At 58.9% G+C, this 18,786-nt stretch carries 14 protein-coding genes; 6 read left to right on the forward strand and 8 right to left on the reverse strand.

Annotated elements, in window-relative coordinates:
• Positions 1–308: 308 nt before the first annotated feature.
• A complete protein-coding gene (gene malP, locus PGH32_RS20845; protein WP_337894995.1) occupies positions 309–2,711 on the forward strand; it encodes a maltodextrin phosphorylase in 2,403 nt (800 codons plus the stop codon).
• A gap of 9 nt (positions 2,712–2,720) precedes the next feature.
• Positions 2,721–4,802 carry a 4-alpha-glucanotransferase gene (gene malQ / locus PGH32_RS20850; protein ID WP_337894996.1) on the forward strand — a complete coding sequence of 694 codons (2,082 nt, stop codon included), beginning with the start codon at positions 2,721–2,723 and terminating at the stop codon, positions 4,800–4,802.
• Between the two features lie 42 nt (positions 4,803–4,844).
• On the opposite strand, the gene fabF is transcribed toward malQ, so the two are convergent.
• The 3 genes from fabF to gntX all read right to left on the reverse strand — a co-directional run bounded on the left by fabF (position 4,845) and on the right by gntX (position 7,635).
• Positions 4,845–6,119, reverse strand: a complete 1,275-nt coding sequence (gene fabF / locus PGH32_RS20855; protein ID WP_337894997.1) for a beta-ketoacyl-ACP synthase II — start codon at positions 6,117–6,119, stop codon at positions 4,845–4,847.
• Between the two features lie 198 nt (positions 6,120–6,317).
• On the reverse strand, positions 6,318–6,893 hold the full coding sequence (gene nfuA, locus PGH32_RS20860; RefSeq protein WP_314425145.1) for a Fe-S biogenesis protein NfuA: 576 nt from the start codon (positions 6,891–6,893) through the stop codon (positions 6,318–6,320).
• A gap of 58 nt (positions 6,894–6,951) precedes the next feature.
• Positions 6,952–7,635, reverse strand: coding sequence for a DNA utilization protein GntX (gntX, locus tag PGH32_RS20865; protein WP_337894998.1), 684 nt, complete (start codon positions 7,633–7,635; stop codon positions 6,952–6,954).
• Positions 7,636–7,671: 36 nt separating this feature from the next.
• Between gntX and bioH the strand changes: the two genes are divergently transcribed.
• On the forward strand, positions 7,672–8,436 hold the full coding sequence (gene bioH, locus PGH32_RS20870; protein WP_337894999.1) for a pimeloyl-ACP methyl ester esterase BioH: 765 nt from the start codon (positions 7,672–7,674) through the stop codon (positions 8,434–8,436).
• A 244-nt stretch (positions 8,437–8,680) separates the two neighbouring features.
• Positions 8,681–8,947, forward strand: coding sequence for a DUF1471 domain-containing protein (locus PGH32_RS20875; RefSeq protein ID WP_314425151.1), 267 nt, complete (start codon positions 8,681–8,683; stop codon positions 8,945–8,947).
• A 16-nt stretch (positions 8,948–8,963) separates the two neighbouring features.
• Here PGH32_RS20875 and PGH32_RS20880 read toward each other — a convergent pair whose 3' ends face one another.
• The 5 genes from PGH32_RS20880 to greB all read right to left on the reverse strand — a co-directional run bounded on the left by PGH32_RS20880 (position 8,964) and on the right by greB (position 16,376).
• Entirely contained in the window at positions 8,964–10,655 is a 1,692-nt protein-coding gene (locus tag PGH32_RS20880) for an alpha-amylase family glycosyl hydrolase (RefSeq protein WP_337895000.1), read from the reverse strand.
• Between the two features lie 100 nt (positions 10,656–10,755).
• Positions 10,756–13,059, reverse strand: a complete 2,304-nt coding sequence (gene feoB / locus PGH32_RS20885) for a Fe(2+) transporter permease subunit FeoB (protein ID WP_337895001.1) — start codon at positions 13,057–13,059, stop codon at positions 10,756–10,758.
• Entirely contained in the window at positions 13,056–13,292 is a 237-nt protein-coding gene (feoA, locus tag PGH32_RS20890) for a ferrous iron transporter A (RefSeq protein WP_337895002.1), read from the reverse strand. The genes feoB and feoA overlap by 4 nt, the downstream gene beginning before the upstream one ends.
• 158 nt (positions 13,293–13,450) lie before the next feature.
• Positions 13,451–15,787 (reverse strand): Tex family protein, encoded by a 2,337-nt coding sequence (locus tag PGH32_RS20895; RefSeq protein ID WP_337895003.1) that lies wholly within the window; start codon positions 15,785–15,787, stop codon positions 13,451–13,453.
• 109 nt (positions 15,788–15,896) lie between these two features.
• The gene (greB, locus tag PGH32_RS20900; protein ID WP_314425160.1) at positions 15,897–16,376 is read right to left on the reverse strand and encodes a transcription elongation factor GreB; all 480 of its coding nucleotides are present in this window, start codon (positions 16,374–16,376) and stop codon (positions 15,897–15,899) included.
• Between the two features lie 310 nt (positions 16,377–16,686).
• On the opposite strand from greB, the gene ompR reads away from it, so the two are divergent.
• The gene (ompR, locus tag PGH32_RS20905) at positions 16,687–17,406 is read left to right on the forward strand and encodes an osmolarity response regulator transcription factor OmpR (protein WP_001157751.1); all 720 of its coding nucleotides are present in this window, start codon (positions 16,687–16,689) and stop codon (positions 17,404–17,406) included.
• Positions 17,403–18,767 carry a two-component system sensor histidine kinase EnvZ gene (gene envZ, locus PGH32_RS20910; RefSeq protein WP_314425171.1) on the forward strand — a complete coding sequence of 455 codons (1,365 nt, stop codon included), beginning with the start codon at positions 17,403–17,405 and terminating at the stop codon, positions 18,765–18,767. The genes ompR and envZ overlap by 4 nt, the downstream gene beginning before the upstream one ends.
• The last annotated feature ends 19 nt before the right edge of the window (positions 18,768–18,786 follow it).

The following is an 18,786-nucleotide window of genomic DNA, read 5'->3' on the forward strand; positions in this document are numbered from 1 at the left end:
TGCGCGCTGCCGATTGATTGTGCGTTTCATCCGGGCTGCCGGTCCGGCGAGCTGTACCCTCTGATTGTCATTCTTGTTTTTTATTTGCTCATCGCATTATGCGATGAGCTTTTTTTCGTATTGGCGTCTTAACTGTAAGGTGCTGGCGATCACATTTTCACCTACGCCCCACGACTCCTCCCTGGTAAAAATTGCCCGGGGATGATGCTCTGTCATCCGGCGTCGTTAGCATGTGCGCATTGGTCTGGCACAGTATTTCGGGTCATGACGGCAGTTCGTCAATTTGAAACCATTTTGTGAGGGAAGTTATGTCGCAACAGCAATTCAATAAAGCACGTTTTGACGCGGCTCTGACGCGTCAGTGGCAGCACCTGGGCTATACCTCCGCCGCTGAGATGACCCCACACCAGTGGTGGCAGGCGATTAGCGGCGCGCTGGCCGAACTGCTGGCGGCGCAGCCGGTAGCACAGGTGGAAAAAAATCAGCGGCACGTTAACTATATCTCGATGGAATTTCTGATTGGGCGACTGACCGGCAACAATCTGCTGAATCTCGGCTGGTATGACGAGGTGAAAGCCGCGCTGGCGGCGCATCAGTGCGACCTGAGTGAACTGCTGGAAGAGGAAGTCGACCCCGCGCTGGGCAACGGCGGCCTCGGACGTCTGGCGGCCTGCTATCTCGACTCAATGGCGACGGTGGGGCAGTCGGCAACCGGCTATGGCCTTAACTATCAGTATGGCCTGTTCCGTCAGTCGTTTGCCGATGGCCAGCAGAAAGAAGCCCCGGACGACTGGCACCGTGAGAGCTATCCGTGGTTTCGCCATAATGCCGCGCTGGATGTGAATGTCGGCATCGGCGGTAAGGTGGTGAAGAACGGCGCAGGCGGTTTCAGCTGGCAGCCCGCCTTCACCCTGCGCGGCGAGGCGTGGGATCTGCCGGTAACCGGCTACCGAAACGGCTTGGTGCAGCCGCTGCGCCTGTGGCAGGCGACGCACGCCCACCCGTTCGATCTGACGCTGTTTAACGACGGCAAATTCCTTAAGGCCGAGCAGCAGGGCATTGATGCCGCGAAGCTGACCAAAGTGCTTTATCCAAATGATAACCATCAGGAAGGCAAGCGCCTGCGCCTGATGCAGCAGTACTTCCAGTGCGCCTGCTCGGTGGCTGACATTCTGCGCCGCCATCACCTGGCCGGCCGCAAGCTGCACGAGCTGCCGGACTTCGAAGTCATCCAGCTCAACGATACCCATCCAACCATTGCGATCCCGGAAATGCTGCGGGTGCTGATCGATGACCACCAGCTGGGCTGGGATGATGCCTGGGCAATCGTCAGCAAAACCTTTGCCTACACCAACCACACCCTGATGCCGGAAGCGCTGGAGCGCTGGGACGAGCGATTAATCCGCAGCCTGCTGCCGCGCCACTTTACGCTGATCAAAGAGATCGATCGCCGCTTTAAAAAGCAGGTGGAGAAGCAGTGGCCGGGGGATGAAAAAGTCTGGGCGAAGCTGGCTATCGTTCATGACAAACAGGTGCGGATGGCGAACCTGTGCGTGGTCAGCGGCTTTGCCGTTAACGGCGTGGCGGCGCTGCACTCCGATCTGGTCGTCAAGGATCTGTTCCCCGAGTATCACCAGCTGTGGCCGGAGAAATTCCATAACGTTACCAACGGCATTACGCCGCGCCGCTGGCTGAAGCAGTGTAACCCGGCGCTGTCCGCGCTGATCGACGAGACGCTGAAGGAAGAGTGGGCCGACAATCTGGATGCCCTGCGCGGGCTTGAGAAGTACGCCGATGACAAGGCCTTCCGCCAGCGCTATCGCCAGATCAAGCACGATAACAAAGTACGCCTGGCGGCGTACATTAAGCAGCGCACCGGCATTGTGGTCAGTCCGGACGCGCTGTTTGACGTGCAGATCAAGCGCCTGCATGAGTACAAGCGCCAGCATCTGGGGCTGATGCATATCCTCTCCTGCTATAAGCGGCTGCGCGAGAACCCGAAGCAGGACTGGGTGCCGAGGGTCTTCCTGTTTGGTGCCAAAGCCGCACCGGGTTACTATCTGGCGAAAAATATTATCTTCGCTATCAACAAGGTGGCGGAGAAGATCAATAACGATCCGCTGATCGGCGACAGGCTGAAAGTGGTGTTTATCCCCGACTACCGCATCACGGCGGCGGAGCTGATGATCCCGGCGGCGGATCTCTCCGAGCAGATCTCCACGGCGGGCTATGAAGCCTCCGGCACCGGCAACATGAAGCTGGCGCTGAACGGGGCGCTGACCGTCGGCACCATGGACGGCGCTAACGTTGAGATTGCCGAGCAGGTCGGGGAAGAGAACATCTTTATCTTCGGCAATCGCGTGGATGACGTGAAAGCGCTGAAGGCCGGGGGCTACGATCCGCTGAAGCTGCGCAAAAAAGACAAGCATCTGGACAGCCTGTTGAAAGAGCTGGAAAACGGTTTCTTCAGCGGCGGCGATAAACACGCCTTCGATATGATGCTGCACAGCCTGACGAAGGGCGGCGACCCGTGGCTGGTACTGGCGGACTTTGCCAGCTACTGCGAGGCGCAGCTGCGGGTAGAAGCGCTGTACCGTGACCAGGAGGCCTGGAGCCGGGCGGCCGTTCTCAATACCGCGCGGACCGGGATGTTCAGCTCCGACCGCTCAATTCGTGACTATCAGCAACGCATCTGGCAGGCAAAACGCTAAGGACGGCCTATGGATAATCAGCAATTTGAACAGGCCGCCGCCGCTGCGGGTATCGCGGCGGAGTACATCAACGCCAGGGGCGAGCCGGAAGTCATTCCGCTGGCGACGCGGCAAAAACTGCTGGCGGCGATGCACGAGGTGCCAAAAGCCGAACGCGTGCCGCTGCCGCCGTGCAAAGTGCTGCTCAACAGGCGTGAGCAGCGGTTAAGCATTGGCGGCAGCGGCGAGTACCAGTGGCATCTGCACACCGAAAAGGGCAAAGAGTTTCACGGGCAGGTCTCGGCGGGGGCGACGCTGTTGCTGCCGCCCCGCCTGCCGAACGGCTACCATCAACTGCTGCTCAGCCAGGGAAAAAAGCAGTGGCTGTGCCGGGTGATTATCGCGCCGAAGCGTTGTTATGAACCTGCTGCCCTGAAGCAGGGCGAGAAGCTGTGGGGATCCTGCGTGCAGCTTTATACCCTGCGCTCTGAGCAGAACTGGGGGATGGGGGATTTCGGCGATCTGAAGCGGATGGTCGGCGAAGTGGCGCAGCGCGGCGGGGCATTTATCGGCCTGAACCCCGTTCATGCCCTGTATCCGGCCGCGCCGGAAAATGCCAGCCCGTACAGCCCGTCATCGCGCCGCTGGCTCAATGTGATGTACATCGACGTGGGCGCCGTGGAAGATTTCCAGCAGAGCGAAGAGGCGCAGCGCTGGTGGCAGCTGAGTGAGACGCAGGCCACGCTGGCCGCGGTGCGTGAGGCCGACTGGGTGGACTATGGCCCGGTGGGTGCACTAAAAATTCAGGGGCTGCGCTACGCGTGGCAGCACTTCAGCAGCCGGCTGCCCGACGACAGAATGCGGCTGGAGTTTGAGCAGTTTATTACCTGCGGCGGGGAAAGCCTGTTTAACCAGGCGGCCTACGATGCCCTTCACGCTTATATGCTGAAAGAGGATGCCAGCCGCTGGGGCTGGCCGGTGTGGCCGGAGGCCTGGCAGCACGGCGACAGCGATGCGGTGCAGCAGTTCTGCCGGCGCCACGAGGATGAGGTGCGCTTCTGGCTGTGGCTGCAGTGGCTGGCGCACCGTCAGTTTGATGAATGCTGGCAGTTCAGCCAGCAGCAGGGCATGCCCATCGGGCTTTATCGCGACCTCGCCGTTGGCGTCGCCGAAGGCGGCTCGGAAACCTGGTGCGATCGCGAGCTGTACTGCCTGAAGGCATCTGTGGGTGCACCGCCGGATATTCTCGGGCCGCTGGGGCAGAACTGGGGACTGCCGCCGATGGATCCGCACGTGATGGCGGCGCGCGGCTATCAGCCCTTTATCGATCTGCTGCGGGCCAATATGGCCAGCTGCGGGGCGCTGCGTATCGATCACGTGATGTCGCTGCTGCGCCTGTGGTGGATCCCCTATGGCGAGACGGCCAACTTCGGCGCCTACGTTTACTACCCGGTTGACGATCTGATGGCGATCCTCGCGCTGGAAAGCGAGCGCCATCAGTGCATGGTAATCGGCGAGGATCTGGGCACCGTTCCGGCGGAAATCGTCGGTAAGCTGCGCGACAGCGGGATCTACTCGTGGAAGGTGCTGTACTTCGAGCAGCAGGATAAGGATACCTGGCGGCCACCGGCCGACTGGCCGCGGCAGTCGATGGCCAGCGCCACCACGCACGATCTGCCGACCCTGCGCGGATTCTGGAACGTCGGGGATTTAACGCTGGGGGAAACGCTGGGCCTGTATCCGGATAAAGTGGTGCTGAGCGGGCTGTTTGCCGATCGCGCGAAGCAAAAACAGGCGCTGCTGGACGCGCTTCACCGGTTCGGCTGTGTGCCAAAACGTTATGCAAAACGGGCGGATAAACGTGACATGGACGCCACGCTGAATCGCGGGATGCAGCGCTATATTGCCGACAGCAACAGCGCGCTGCTGGGTTTACAGCCGGAGGACTGGCTGGATATGGCGAAGCCGGTCAACGTGCCCGGCACCACCGATCAGTACCCCAACTGGCGCAGAAAACTCAGTGCCAGCCTGGAGGCGATGTTTGCTGATGAGGGGATCAACCGGCTGATCGGCGATCTCGATCGCCGCCGCAGGGCGGGGAAAACCGCCTGAATCGCCGCCTCTGCCGCTCAGCGTGGCAGAGGCGGCCACGGATTACTCTTTAAAGGCTTTAAAAATCACCGAGGCATTCACGCCGCCGAAACCAAATCCATTCACCAGCGCGGTGTGGATCGGCATCGGGCGGGCGGTATTCTGCACCACGTTCAGTGCCTGCGCGGCGTCATCCAGCCGCTCGATATTCAGCGACGGTGGCGCTATCTGCTGGCGTATCGCCATCAGGGAGAAGATCGAGCCGACGGCCCCGGCGGCACCCAGCAGGTGCCCGGTTGCCGATTTGGTGGACGATATTGCGGTTTTCGCGCCTTTTCCCAGCACGCTCAGCAGGGCGTTAATCTCCGCCAGATCGCCGACCGGCGTGGAGGTGGAGTGGGCGTTAACATAGTCGAGATCCTCCCCCGTCAGTTTCGCCTGCGCGAGGGCCAGCTGCATCGATCTGGCCGCACCTTCACCATCCTCCGGCCCGGCGGTAATGTGATAAGCATCCGAGGTGGTGCCGTAGCCCACCACCTCGCCAAGAATGGTGGCGCCGCGCTGGCGGGCGTGTTCCAGCTCTTCCAGCACCAGCATGCCAGCGCCTTCACCCATCACGAAGCCATCCCGCCCGGAATCAAACGGTCGGGATGCCAGCTCCGGCCGATCGTTCCAGGCGGTGGAAAGCGCGCGTGCGGCCTGGAAACCGCCCAGCGAAACCGGGTTAATGCAGGATTCGCTGCCGCCGACCACGGCGATATCGGCTTCGCCGCAGCGAATGGCGCGCAGGCCATCGCCTATGCTCTGAATGCTGGCGGCACAGGCGGAAACCGGCGTACCCAGCATGCCTTTGAAGCCGTATTTTATCGCCACCTGCGACGCGGCAAGGTTGGCAATAAACGAAGGGATGGTGAAGGGCGAAAGGCGACGACTGCCTTTTTCCGCCACGGTTTTGACCGCGTTGCCGATGGCGTGGAAGCCGCCGATGCCGGTAGCGATAATGGTGGCCACCCGCAGTTTTGCGGCTTCGCTAAGGTTACGCAGGCCGGCCTGATTCACCGCCTCTTCGGCAGCGGCCAGTGCCAGATGAATGAAGCGGTCGGATTTGCGCTGCTCTTTCTGTGGGATCAGGGCATCAATGTCGAAGCCGTGTTCAGGATCCTGATTAACGTCAGGTACCTGTCCACCCACGCGGATGGTGGTGTCACCGTAGGCGTCGGCAGGGAGCGCAGAAATGCCGGACTTACCGGCAATCAGCCGCTGCCAGCTACCGCTTACACCATTTCCCAGTGGGCCTGTCAGTCCCATTCCGGTAATAACCACTCTTATATTATTCATAGACAATGCTGTCACCCGGGTTAAGAAAGGAAATTTCAGTGTACACGTGTAAGCTGAAAGATCCAGCGCTAATCCCACGTTAAGCTCTTTGTGTATAACGAAGTTTTTTTGAGCGAAAATTGATAGGGATGGAAAGCGGAACGCATAAAAAAGGCGGCCACAAGGGCCGCCCGGAAAGCGATGATGTGCGTCAGTCGATCAGTAGAACGAGTGCTCGCCGCGCTGGTGCTCGGTCAGGTCGCGCACGCCTTTCAGCTCAGGGAAGGCCTGCAGCATCTCTTTTTCAATGCCTTCTTTCAGCGTGACGTCGACCATTGAACAGCCGTTACAGCCGCCGCCAAACTGCAGGATGGCGAAGCCTTCATCGGTGATTTCCATCAGCGATACTTTACCGCCGTGGCTGGCCAGCTGCGGGTTAATCTGCGCCTGTAACAGATATTCGACGCGCTCAACCAGAGGCGCATCCTCGTTCACTTTACGCATTTTGGCGTTAGGTGCTTTCAGCGTCAGCTGTGATCCAAGATTATCGGTGACGAAGTCGATCTCGGCGTCTTCCAGGTACGGTGCGCTAAGCTCGTCAACAAATGCCGACAGTTTCTCGAACTTGAGTTCAGTGTCGGTTGCTTCTACTGCATCGGGCGGGCAGTAGGAGACGCCGCACTCGGCGGTGGGCGTACCCGGGTTAATAACGAATACGCGAATCTGGGTGCCATCTTCCTGCTTTGACAGCAGTTTTGCAAAGTGCTCTTGTGCAGAGTCAGTAATAACGATCATGGCGATTGCTCAATAGTTAACAAAATTCATTGGTTATAATACGCCCATCTCCGACCTGCTACAAGGTTCGGCACAGGCACCATATCTGTACGCTGGCGGCCCCGGCGGCCAGCAGCATACGGCTGATTTCGGCAACGGTGCTGCCGGTGGTGACCACATCATCCAGCAGGGCCACATGACGGCCACGCACATCCGCGGTTACCCGAAATGCACCGCGAAGGTTGCGGCGGCGGGCCAGCGCGTTCAGGCGGTGCTGAATTTTCCCTTTGCGGATACGAAGCAGACCGCGGCGGTCATAGCGGCAGCGCGTCCAGTGTGCGAGCTTCTGCGCCATATCCTCTAACTGATTATAGCCGCGATGCCAGGCCCTGCGGGAATGCAGCGGCACGCACAGTAACAAATCAGGTCGCGGCAGGGCGCGGCTACGATGTTCCTGTAACCACCTTAGCAAAATCAGCCGGGCCAGCATCACCGCCTGTGCGGTGGCGCGATAAAATTTCAGCCGGTTCACCAGGGTTTTTAGCGGGGGCTGCCACGGCGTGACGGAAAGCAGATGTTGCCAGAGCGGCGGACGCAGCAGGCAGCGCCCGCAGGGACGGGATGAATGACCGCTGGCCAGCCCGCAGCGCGGGCAGGCTGGATTTTGCTGCATGAGCTGGCGCAGGCAGAGGCTGCACACGCCGTGGCATGCCAGGCTGAGCGGCATCTGGCATAGCCAACAGGCGGCTGGGATTGGTAGCATGATCGCCTCAATGACGTAAAAACAGGACCATAACCTATGAAGCCGCTTTACTGGGAGACTTCTGGCCAGGGCGATCGCCATCTTGTGCTGCTGCACGGATGGGGGCTGAATGCCAGCGTGTGGCATTGCATCCGCGATCGACTCAGCGCGCATTTTTGCCTGCACCTTGTCGATCTGCCGGGCTACGGCCGCAGCCAGGGATTTCCGGCCATGTCGCTGGACGAGATGGTGGCATCGCTACTGCCACAGGCCCCCGAGAAGGCGGTCTGGCTCGGCTGGTCGCTGGGCGGGCTGATTGCCAGCAGGCTGGCGCTGCAGCATCCCGACCGGGTAGATGCGTTGATTACCGTGGCATCTTCACCGCGCTTTAGCGCAGCGGAGGCGTGGCCGGGCATTCGGCCGGAGACGCTGAGCGGCTTCCAGCAGCAGCTGAGTGAGAATTTCCAGCGCACCGTCGAGCGTTTTCTTGCGCTGCAAACGCTGGGTACGGAAAGCGCCCGCCAGGATGCCCGCACGCTAAAAAGCGTGGTGCTGGATCACCCCATGCCGTCGGTTGAGGTACTGAATGCGGGGCTGGAGATCCTCAGAGAGGTTGATTTGAGAACGGACCTGATTTCACTGAATCTGCCGATGCTGCGCCTGTACGGTGCCCTTGATGGCCTGGTGCCTCGTAAGGTTGCCGCACTGCTGGATGCGCTGTGGCCGGCCAGCGCCAGCCTGATAATGGAAAAAGCCGCGCACGCGCCGTTTATCTCGCACCCGGACGCGTTCTGTGAACATATCATTGAATTTACGAAATAATACCGTCGATTATCCGGCCGTGTTTCGTGGGGGCTGACGGGATCGCGTATCGGCAGGGATTATCGGGCTGCGAAGGGTGAAGAAGTGCCGACGGCGACAGAAAAAATGCCACTTTTTGCACCTAATATCGTTGCTTCTGCGGTTGGTTTGTCTGTCAGATCCGGTTAATAATGAAGTCGGCAGCGTGGTTCGACTTACGCTGCCGGAACAACCGGATACAGATAGCCTATGGAGAGGACAACTCATGAAAAAAATTATTTCAGTTACTGCCTTACTGTTTACCGCGACCCTGGCGTTTAACGCTTCAGCGGCCAAAGAAATCAGCCGTCAGCAGGTTCAGGATATGAATCTGGATAAGATTGGCGTGATTACCACAACCGGTACCAATGCGCCCATGGACGCCAAAGCCGATCTGTCTGCCAAGGCGGATAAACTGGGCGGCCGTTACTACGTGATTATCGCAGCAGAAGAGCGCGGCCGTACGCTGGCAGAAGCGGAAGTGTATAAATAAGCGGAACTGAGGCGGATCATTCCGCCTGCAGCCAGTAATAGTCCCACGGGGCCAGATTAAGCGGTCCCGCTTTGTTCACCGCTTCCCCGCTTATCACATCGCGATATCTCTTCTCTTCCGGTAGCGAATAGCTCACCGCCTTTTCACTCAGGTTGTAGATGCACAGCAGGGTATCGCCAGCATTTGGCGCTTCGCGCATCATCACCAGCAGGGTGTTTTCGCTTTCCAGGATCCTCAGCGCATTATCGGGATGGAAGGCGGGCTGCCGCTGACGTATCTGAATGAGTTCACGCATTGCCTTAAACACCTGAGAACGCAGCGTAGTGGGATCTGCCAGCAGCGATTCAATCGCCTCAAGGGGGTATTTCTCGCGGTTAATCGCCCGGTTATATCCCGCCCGTCTGACGCCATCGACATCGTTGCGCGAACCCAGCAGGCTTTGTACATAAACGGCTGGCACGCCGGGAAACGCCAGCAGCAGCGCATGCGCCAGCATAAAGCGCCGCAGGCGAGTGGCGTCGTCATCGTCCTTTTTATTTAACGCGTCCATATAGGTGACGTTAATTTCATAAGGGCTGGTGGTGCCATCAGGATTGTTCTTGTAGGAGATCAGTGCGCCTTCATTCGCCAGATCGCGCACCAGCGAGACGATCTCGGTTTCCGGCAGAATGCCGCGCAGCGGATTCAGGCCGATGCCGTCATGAGAAGCAAGAAAGTTAAAAAAGGTGGTGCTGCCGACGCTGGCATCGAGCGATGCGGCCCACTGCCGCAGGGCGCGGGACGATCCGTAATGGATGGCGTGCAGCACCAGCGGCGGCAGCGAGAACTGGTAAACCATCTGCGCTTCGTCGGCCCCGCTGCCGAAGTAGCTGATGTTGTCTTTGTGCGGCACGTTGGTTTCCGTCAGGATCACCGTGCCCGGTGCCACCTCATCGGCCACGGCGCGCATCAGTTTGACCAGCTGGTGGGTTTTCTCCAGATGAATGCAGGAAGTCCCCGGGGTTTTCCACATATAGCCAACCGCATCCAGCCGCACGTAGTCCGCGCCTTTTTCAAGGTAATCCAGCAGCACGGTCATCATGTCGATCAGTACCTCCGGGTTAGCGAAGTTCAGATCGATCTGATCGGCGCTGAAGGTGGTCCAGACGAAGCGCGTCTCGCCATCGGCCAGGGTAAACGGCGTCAGCAGCGGAGAGGTGCGCGGGCGGGTAACCGCGCTCAGATCGGTGGCGGGCGGCATGCTGATAAAGAAGTCATCCCAGCGCGGATCCTGGGCCAGATAGCCTTTGAACCAGCGGCTCTCCGCAGACATGTGGTTGCAGACAAAATCAAACATCAGCCGGGTATGCTGATGAAGCTGGGCAATATCCTGCCAGTCGCCGCAGTGTTCATCGATGCGGTGATAGTCAATCACGGAAAAACCATCGTCCGAAGACCAGGGGAAAAACGGCAGCAGATGCACCAGATTAAAGGTGGTTTGCAGATGCTGCTGATAGAAGCGGGTAAAGGTGGTTAACGTGGCGATACCGTCCTCATGGAACTGATCGGCATAGGTTATCAGCACCACGTCTTTCTCATCCCAGTGCGGCTTGCGCTGATAGCGGATGCGCGCTCGCGTGTCGTCAATCAGCGCGCGCAGCCGCGCCAGCGCGGTGGGGGGAAAGGAAGCGTCATAGATGCGATCGATTAAGCTACTGATGATATCCATGTGTCGTGAACGGACCACCGCAGGCGAAGAGTTCAGGCGTTATTTTTCACTGTAGACTCTGGTATCAGATTCGCAACTTCTTCGGCCCGATCGACGAGTATCAGTGGCAGTTTTTACCCTGGTCGCAGTGCTGGCAGGCGTGAGTGATATTTTTTATTGGGATCGTCACCGGTTTAAGCTTGATCCTGCGCAGCATCGTTAGCACCACGATATTGACCAACACCACGACAGCAATAATCAGGCTGCTGCTGCCCGGATGCTGGCGGAAGCTGGCCAGCTGATAAAACAGGGCGGCCAGCGACCAGGCCAGATCCAGCCCCCAGAATATTGAAAACAGCATCCAGCGATGGCTGCTTTCACGGGCGATCGCGCCCATCACCGAGACGCACGGTACATACAGCAGCACAAAAATCAGATAGCTGTAGGCCGCGGCATCACTGACAAATTTGCTGTGCATGGTGCCCATGGCGCCGCCGGCCATTTCCGCATCGCCTTTGCTGGCTTCAATCGGATTCGAGAGGACGCTGAGGCTGAATGCGCCTTTAATGCCCTGCCAGGTTTCGGCAAACGCCTCCTGCAGCGCGTCGATCAGGCTGAACTTCGCCGCATCAAACGGCTGCTGCTGGATGGCTTCGGCGGTGTACAGCGTATTCAGCGTGCCGACCACCACCTCCTTCGCCATCGCGCCGGTCAGCAGGCCGACGGTGGCCTGCCAGTTATCGTCGGTGATGCCGATGGGGGAAAGCAGCGGCGTCAGCGTGCGGCTGACGCTGGCGAGCGCCGACTGGTTCAGATCGCTGACCGGTTTACCACTTAGAGAGAAGCTGTTCAGCGCGCCAATGACCATGCTGACCAGCACGATCACTTTGCCCGCCCGCAGCAGGAAGCCACGCAGGCGCTGCCAGCTTTGCATCAGCAGGCTTTTCAGATGTGGAATATGCCAGACCGGCAGCTCCATCACGAACGGGCTGGCGGTCCCACGCATCAGCGTGTGTTTGAGCACCAGCCCGGTGAGGATGGCGACCACAATTCCGAGCACGTAGAGGCTGAAGACCACCATCGCGCCGTGCTGACCGAAAAAGGCGGCGGCGAAAACGGCAAAAATGGCCAGCCGCGCGCCGCAGGAGATAAACGGAGCCATCAGCACGGTGATCAGTCGTTCGCGCGGGGCATCCAGCGTGCGGGCGCCCATCACCGAAGGCACATTGCAGCCAAAGCCGACAATCAGCGGCACAAAGGATTTGCCCGGCAGCCCCAGCGCCTGCATCAGGCGATCCATCACAAAAGCGGCGCGCGCCATGTAGCCGGAGTCTTCCAGCAGCGACAGGAACAGAAACATCATGCCGATCTGCGGCACCAGCGGCATCACCGTGTTGATTCCGCCCCCGATCCCCTGGGCGAGGAACAGCGTCAGCCAGGCCGGAAAATGCAGGCCGGCACCCAGCCACTGGGTACCCTGAATAAAAATAGCGGCTGAACCCAGGTCAAATAGCGGCTGTAGCGCGCCGCCCAGGTTGATCGCCAGGAAAAACATCAGATACATCACCAGGAAAAATATCGGCAGTCCCAGCCAACGGTTCATCACCAGCTGGTCGAGCCGCATGGAAAAGCTGGTGCCGGTTCTGCCGTGAAACATGGCATCGCGACACAGTGCATCGATTTTTTGATAGCGGCTGCTGGCGATAGCCTGAGCGGCGGCATCACCGGTTTGCTGGTGGAGGGCGGTCAGCAGCGCGGCAGCGTCTCCGGCCTGCTGCTGGCTCCAGATATCGCCCTCCAGCATTTGCAGCGCCAGCCAGCGCTTTTTTTTCTGCGCCATGGCGTGTGGCTGTGCGGCGACCAGCTGGGCCACCGCGTTCTGCAACTCCGGCGGGTAGTCAACGCTCAGATCCGGCACGGCACGATCGTGACGGTCGATGGCCTGTTTCAGGATATCAATGCCGTGACCACGGGTTGAAACCAACGGTACTACCGGACAGCCCAGCGCCCGGGAAAGGGCCTCGCTGTTTATGCTGATCTGCTGACGCTCCGCGATGTCCAGCATATTCAGTGCCACGATGCAGGGCTGGCCCATTTCCAGCAGCTGCGTGGTGAGATAAAGATTACGGGCCAGATTGCTGGCATCCACCACGTTAATCACCAGATCCGCTTCTCCGCTCAGCAGATAGTGGCAGGCAATTTGCTCATCCAGCGACGCCTGCGCCGACAGGGTAGTGAGCGAGTAGGTACCCGGGAGATCCACCAGCCTGACCTGGTGCTGTGGGGTGGTGAACGTCCCCTCTTTACGCTCAACGGTGACGCCCGCCCAGTTTCCCACCCGCTGCCGCGACCCGGTCAGCTGATTAAAAAGGGTGGTTTTACCCACGTTCGGGTTACCGGTCAGCGCAACGGTACAGTTTTTCATACGTCAGCCCCGGGGGCGTTTTCCAGCTGCAGCAGAGCGAGATCTTTTTTACGCAGCATCAGGCTGATCCGTGGCGTTTTGATCTGCAGCGGATCGCCAAGCGGTGCCACGCGAATCAGCTCAAAGGTTGAGCCGGGAAGTAATCCCAGGGCCATCAGTTTCTGACGAAAAACCGGACTGACCTCCGGAGAAAAACGAAGGATACGATAACGCTGTTTCGGTATCAGTTGCATGGCCTGTGCCCACCGCGAAAAAAAAATGAGTGATAATCAACCAATGCGAATTTTAATGAGAGTGATTATCGCTGGTATTGATATGGCGCAATGTTGACACTGGCAGGGGGGAGAGATCGTGGCAAAGCGGGCGGATCGGCCGATCCGCCCGTGCAGAACTAGCGTTTTTTACCGAATGCCGCAGCCAGCGCGTCGCCCATGGCGCTGTTGCCGGCGGACGATGCGGCAGGGCGGTTAGCCCCTTTGGCCGGGCGGGAATTTTCCCGGTTTTTGCCGCTGCTGCCGCTGTTACCGCCGCCGCGACGGGCGCTGGTTTCACCCGGCTGTTCGTCAAGACGCATCGTCAGCGCGATGCGCTTACGCTGCAGATCCACTTCCATCACCTTCACTTTGACGATATCCCCGGCTTTCACCACTTTGTGCGGATCGTCGACAAATTTGTCCGACAGGGAGGAGATGTGTACCAGGCCATCCTGATGTACGCCGATATCGACGAAGGCACCAAAGTTGGTAACGTTTGTGACGGAGCCTTCCAGTACCATGCCCGGCAGCAGATCGTTCAGGGTATCCACGCCTTCGGCAAACTGCGCGGTTTTAAACTCAGGGCGCGGATCGCGGCCTGGTTTTTCCAGCTCTTTGATGATGTCGCTGACGGTAGGCACACCGAACCGTTCATCGGTGAAATCCACGGCCTTCAGGTTGCGCAGCTCGGCCGGGTTGCCCATCAGGTCGCTCAGCGACTGTCCGGTTGACGACAGAATACGCTCCACTACCGGATAGGCTTCCGGGTGAACGGTCGACGCGTCCAGCGGGTTATCCCCCTGGCTGATGCGCAGGAAGCCGGCGCACTGCTCAAACGCTTTCGGCCCCAGGCGACTGACCTTCAGCAGCTGCTGGCGGTTCTGGAAGCGGCCGTTTTCATCGCGCCAGTTAACAATATTCTGGGCGATCATTTTGCTCAGGCCCGCCACGCGGGTCAGCAGCGGCACCGAGGCGGTATTCAGATCCACGCCGACGCCGTTAACGCAGTCTTCCACGACCGCATCCAGCTTTTTCGCCAGCTGGCTCTGGCTGACGTCATGCTGATACTGGCCCACGCCGATGGATTTCGGGTCGATTTTCACCAGCTCGGAGAGCGGATCCTGCAGGCGACGGGCAATGGAAACCGCGCCACGGATCGATACATCCAGGTCCGGGAACTCCAGCGCGGCCAGCTCGGATGCCGAGTAGACGGATGCACCGGCTTCGCTGACGATCACTTTCTGGCCGTGTACCTGTGGGAACTGCTTCTGCAGGTCCAGGTAGAAGCGCTCGGTTTCTCGGGAGGCGGTACCGTTACCGATGGCGGTCAGCTCCACCTGGTGCCTGGCGCACAGTGCGGCAACAGCAGCGGCGGCTTTGGCGGCCTGGCCGGTATGCGGATAAATGGTATCGGTGGCAACCAGCTTGCCGGTGGCGTCAACCACCGCCACTTTCACGCCGGTGCGCAGGCCCGGGTCGAGGCCCATGGTGGCGCGCATGCCCGCCGGGGCCGCCATCAGCAGATCGTGCAGGTTGCGGGCGAAAACGTTGATGGCTTCTTCTTCCGCTCGCTCACGTACCGTACCCATCAGCTCGGTTTCCAGGTGCAGCAGCACCTTGATACGCCAGGTCCAGCTGACCACGGCTTTACGCCAGGCATCCGCAGGCGCGTTGTTCAGGCGCAGGCCAAGATGATCGGTAACGATCTGCTCGCCGTGGCTTTCTCGCGGCGGTTCATCGAACTGCGGATCGGGGTTGAGCGACAGCTGCAGGATGCCTTCGTTACGGCCGCGGAACATCGCCAGCGCGCGGTGGGAAGGCACGGTGGCCAGCGCCTCATGATGATCGAAGTAGTCGCGGAACTTGGCGCCTTCCTCCTCTTTGCCGTCGATCACGCGGGACACCAGGTGGGCATTTTTCCACAGGTAATCACGGACTTTCGCCAGCAGCGAAGCGTCTTCGGCAAAGCGCTCCATCAGAATATAACGTGCGCCGTCGAGGGCGGCTTTGACGTCGGCGACGCCTTTGTCGGCATCGACAAACTCCGCAGCGCGCTGCTCGGGATCCTGCGATGGGGTCTGCCACAGCGTATCGGCCAGCGGTTCCAGCCCGGCTTCTATGGCGATCTGCCCGCGCGTGCGGCGCTTGGGTTTGTAGGGGAGGTAAAGGTCTTCCAGCTCGGTTTTGCTCATTGTGCCGTTAATGGCGGCGGCGAGTTCAGCGCTGAGCTTGCCCTGATCGTCGATGGATTTCAGGATCGACTGGCGGCGATCTTCCAGTTCGCGCAGATAGCCGAGGCGCGTTTCCAGCGTACGCAGCTGGGTGTCATCCAGCCCCCCGGTCACTTCCTTACGATAGCGGGCAATAAATGGAACGGTATTGCCTTCATCCAGCAGGCGAACAGCGGCTTCAACCTGTTCTGCTCGTGCCTTGAGTTCATCAGCAATAATGCGGCTCAGCGAATCTTTCATCATTGGGATACTTTTTGGCTATAGAAAATAGGGGACAGTTATACGGACTGCAGCCGTAAAATGCCAACGTTGAGGCGACGGAATGCCAGTGAACCGCGCGATAGCAACATAATTAGGACTCTTCCAGATAGCTGATATCGTTGACGTACCAGAGTGCATCACCTACCGGGGTATGCACGGTGGCGGCATCACCGACTTCCTTTTTCAGCAGCGCGCGTGCCATGGGTGAATCAATGGAAATATAGTCATTTCGCCCAAAGATCTCGTCATAGCCGACGATGCGAAAACGCTTAATGTCGCCGTCGTCGTTTTCCACTTCAACCCACGCGCCGAAGAAGACTTTGCCATCCTGCTGCGGCGAATAGTCGACAATCCGTAGCTGCTCCAGACACTTGGTCAGGTAACGCACCCGGCGGTCGATCTCACGCAGGCGCTTTTTATTGTACTGGTAGTCGGCGTTTTCGCTGCGGTCGCCGAGGCTGGCCGCCCAGGTCACTTTTTTGGTGACTTCTGGCCGCTCCTCGCGCCACAGAAAATCCAGCTCCTTCTTCAGCAGGTCGTAGCCGCCGCGGGTGATCAGTTTGGTTTTCATCGTTAACCCATGCTGTTCAGTAAGGTTGAGGGGTATCCTGCCATCATGACGAATAATGTAAACCTTCAGCAGGGGCAAGAGGTCAGATTAACCCCTGCTGATTTAGCGCTTTACCCGCTGTTTGTTCTGCGGATTTTTTTATCTGCGGACGCGATCGGCCGCACGTTTAACGATGAATTTTAAGGATAACCTACTGTTTAATATGCTTTGTAACAATTTCGGCTACAATATAAACCATTATTGACTGTTACATTCAGGCTTATTTTTTAAAAATATCAGCTCGGGCAATAGCGCCTTTGGGAGTATCGAAATGCAAGAGAACTACAAAATTCTGGTAGTAGATGACGACATGCGTTTGCGTGCGCTGCTGGAGCGTTATTTGACTGAGCAAGGCTTCCAGGTGCGTAGCGTGGCGAACGCCGAGCAGATGGACCGCCTGCTGACCCGTGAATCTTTCCACCTGATGGTGCTGGACCTGATGCTGCCGGGTGAAGATGGCCTGTCTATCTGCCGCCGTCTGCGCAGCCAGAGCAACCCGATGCCGATCATTATGGTCACGGCGAAAGGGGAAGAAGTGGATCGTATCGTTGGCCTGGAAATCGGTGCCGACGACTATATTCCAAAACCTTTCAACCCGCGCGAGCTGCTGGCTCGTATCCGTGCCGTACTGCGCCGCCAGGCGAACGAACTGCCGGGTGCCCCATCGCAGGAAGAAGCGGTCATCGCCTTTGGTAAATTCAAGCTTAACCTCGGTACGCGTGAAATGTTCCGCGAAGATGAACCGATGCCGCTGACCAGCGGTGAGTTCGCGGTGCTGAAAGCCCTGGTCAGCCACCCGCGTGAGCCGCTGTCGCGCGACAAACTGATGAATCTGGCCCGTGGCCGTGAATACAGTGCGATGGAGCGTTCCATCGACGTGCAGATCTCACGCCTGCGCCGTATGGTGGAAGAAGATCCTGCGCATCCGCGCTATATCCAGACCGTCTGGGGCCTGGGCTACGTATTTGTGCCGGACGGCAGTAAAGCATGAGGCGGATCCGCTTCTCTCCCCGCAGTTCATTTGCCCGCACGCTGCTATTGATCGTTACCCTGCTGTTCGTCAGCCTGGTAACGACCTATCTGGTCGTGCTGAACTTCGCGATTTTGCCAAGCCTGCAGCAGTTCAATAAGGTGCTGGCTTATGAAGTGCGCATGCTGATGACGGACCGGTTACAGCTTGAGGATGGAACGCAGCTGGAAGTCCCGCCGGCGTTTCGTCGCGAAATCTATCGCGAGCTGGGGATTTCGCTGTATACCAACGCGGCGGCGGAAGAGAGCGGATTGCGCTGGGCGCAGCATTACGAGTTCCTCAGTCAGCAAATGGCGCAGCAGCTGGGGGGGCCGACCGATGTGCGCGTCGAGGTGAACAAGAATTCCCCGGTTGTCTGGCTGAAAACCTGGCTGTCGCCGGATATCTGGGTACGGGTGCCGCTAACGGAAATCCATCAGGGTGATTTCTCCCCGCTGTTCCGCTATACGCTGGCGATTATGCTGTTGGCGATAGGGGGGGCCTGGCTGTTTATCCGAATACAAAACCGACCCCTGGTGGAGCTGGAGCATGCGGCGCTGCAGGTCGGGAAAGGCGTCATTCCACCGCCGCTGCGTGAGTACGGTGCTTCTGAAGTGCGTTCGGTCACGCGTGCATTTAACCAGATGGCGGCGGGGGTTAAACAGCTTGCCGACGATCGCACGCTGCTCATGGCGGGTGTCAGCCACGATCTGCGTACGCCGCTGACGCGCATTCGTCTGGCAACGGAAATGATGTCGGAGCAGGACGGCTATCTGGCCGAGTCGATCAATAAAGATATCGAAGAGTGCAACGCGATTATCGAACAGTTTATCGACTATCTGCGCACCGGGCAGGAGATGCAGTTTGAATACGCCGATCTCAACGGCGTGCTGGGCGAAGTCGTGGCGGCCGAAAGCGGCTACGAAAGAGAGATTGAAAGCGCGGTGATGCCGGTGGAGCTGATGGTGGATATCAACCCGCTGGCCATTAAACGTGCGGTCGCTAATCTGGTCGTCAATGCCGCCCGCTACGGCAACGGCTGGATTAAAGTCAGTTCCGGTCGAGAACTGCAGCGCGCCTGGTTCCAGGTTGAAGATGATGGCCCGGGTATTGAACCCGACCAGCTCAAGCATCTTTTCCAGCCCTTTGTTCGCGGTGACAGCGCCCGCAGTACCAGCGGAACGGGGCTGGGGCTGGCGATTGTGCAGCGTATCATCGATGCTCATCAGGGGGCTTTGGAGATCGGCAGAAGTGAAAAAGGCGGGCTGTTGGTCCGGGCCTGGCTTCCTCTTCCTGCGTTTGCCGCTCCCGGTACGGGTGCTCTGCCGCCGCAGCGAAGCTAGTGACTGAAGTGGATGGACC

Source organism: Erwinia sp. SLM-02, assembly GCF_037450285.1.
Taxonomy (GTDB): domain Bacteria; phylum Pseudomonadota; class Gammaproteobacteria; order Enterobacterales; family Enterobacteriaceae; genus Erwinia.

Coding starts and splice junctions, on each gene's coding strand:
- feoB (WP_337895001.1), bottom strand. CDS start 13,059: ATGAAAAACTGTACCGTTGCGCTGACCGGTAACCCGAACGTGGGTAAA.
- feoA (WP_337895002.1), bottom strand. CDS start 13,292: ATGCAACTGATACCGAAACAGCGTTATCGTATCCTTCGTTTTTCTCCG.
- PGH32_RS20880 (WP_337895000.1), bottom strand. CDS start 10,655: ATGGATATCATCAGTAGCTTAATCGATCGCATCTATGACGCTTCCTTT.
- ompR (WP_001157751.1), top strand. CDS start 16,687: ATGCAAGAGAACTACAAAATTCTGGTAGTAGATGACGACATGCGTTTG.
- PGH32_RS20895 (WP_337895003.1), bottom strand. CDS start 15,787: ATGATGAAAGATTCGCTGAGCCGCATTATTGCTGATGAACTCAAGGCA.
- bioH (WP_337894999.1), top strand. CDS start 7,672: ATGAAGCCGCTTTACTGGGAGACTTCTGGCCAGGGCGATCGCCATCTT.
- envZ (WP_314425171.1), top strand. CDS start 17,403: ATGAGGCGGATCCGCTTCTCTCCCCGCAGTTCATTTGCCCGCACGCTG.
- malQ (WP_337894996.1), top strand. CDS start 2,721: ATGGATAATCAGCAATTTGAACAGGCCGCCGCCGCTGCGGGTATCGCG.
- malP (WP_337894995.1), top strand. CDS start 309: ATGTCGCAACAGCAATTCAATAAAGCACGTTTTGACGCGGCTCTGACG.
- gntX (WP_337894998.1), bottom strand. CDS start 7,635: ATGCTACCAATCCCAGCCGCCTGTTGGCTATGCCAGATGCCGCTCAGC.
- PGH32_RS20875 (WP_314425151.1), top strand. CDS start 8,681: ATGAAAAAAATTATTTCAGTTACTGCCTTACTGTTTACCGCGACCCTG.
- nfuA (WP_314425145.1), bottom strand. CDS start 6,893: ATGATCGTTATTACTGACTCTGCACAAGAGCACTTTGCAAAACTGCTG.
- fabF (WP_337894997.1), bottom strand. CDS start 6,119: ATGAATAATATAAGAGTGGTTATTACCGGAATGGGACTGACAGGCCCA.
- greB (WP_314425160.1), bottom strand. CDS start 16,376: ATGAAAACCAAACTGATCACCCGCGGCGGCTACGACCTGCTGAAGAAG.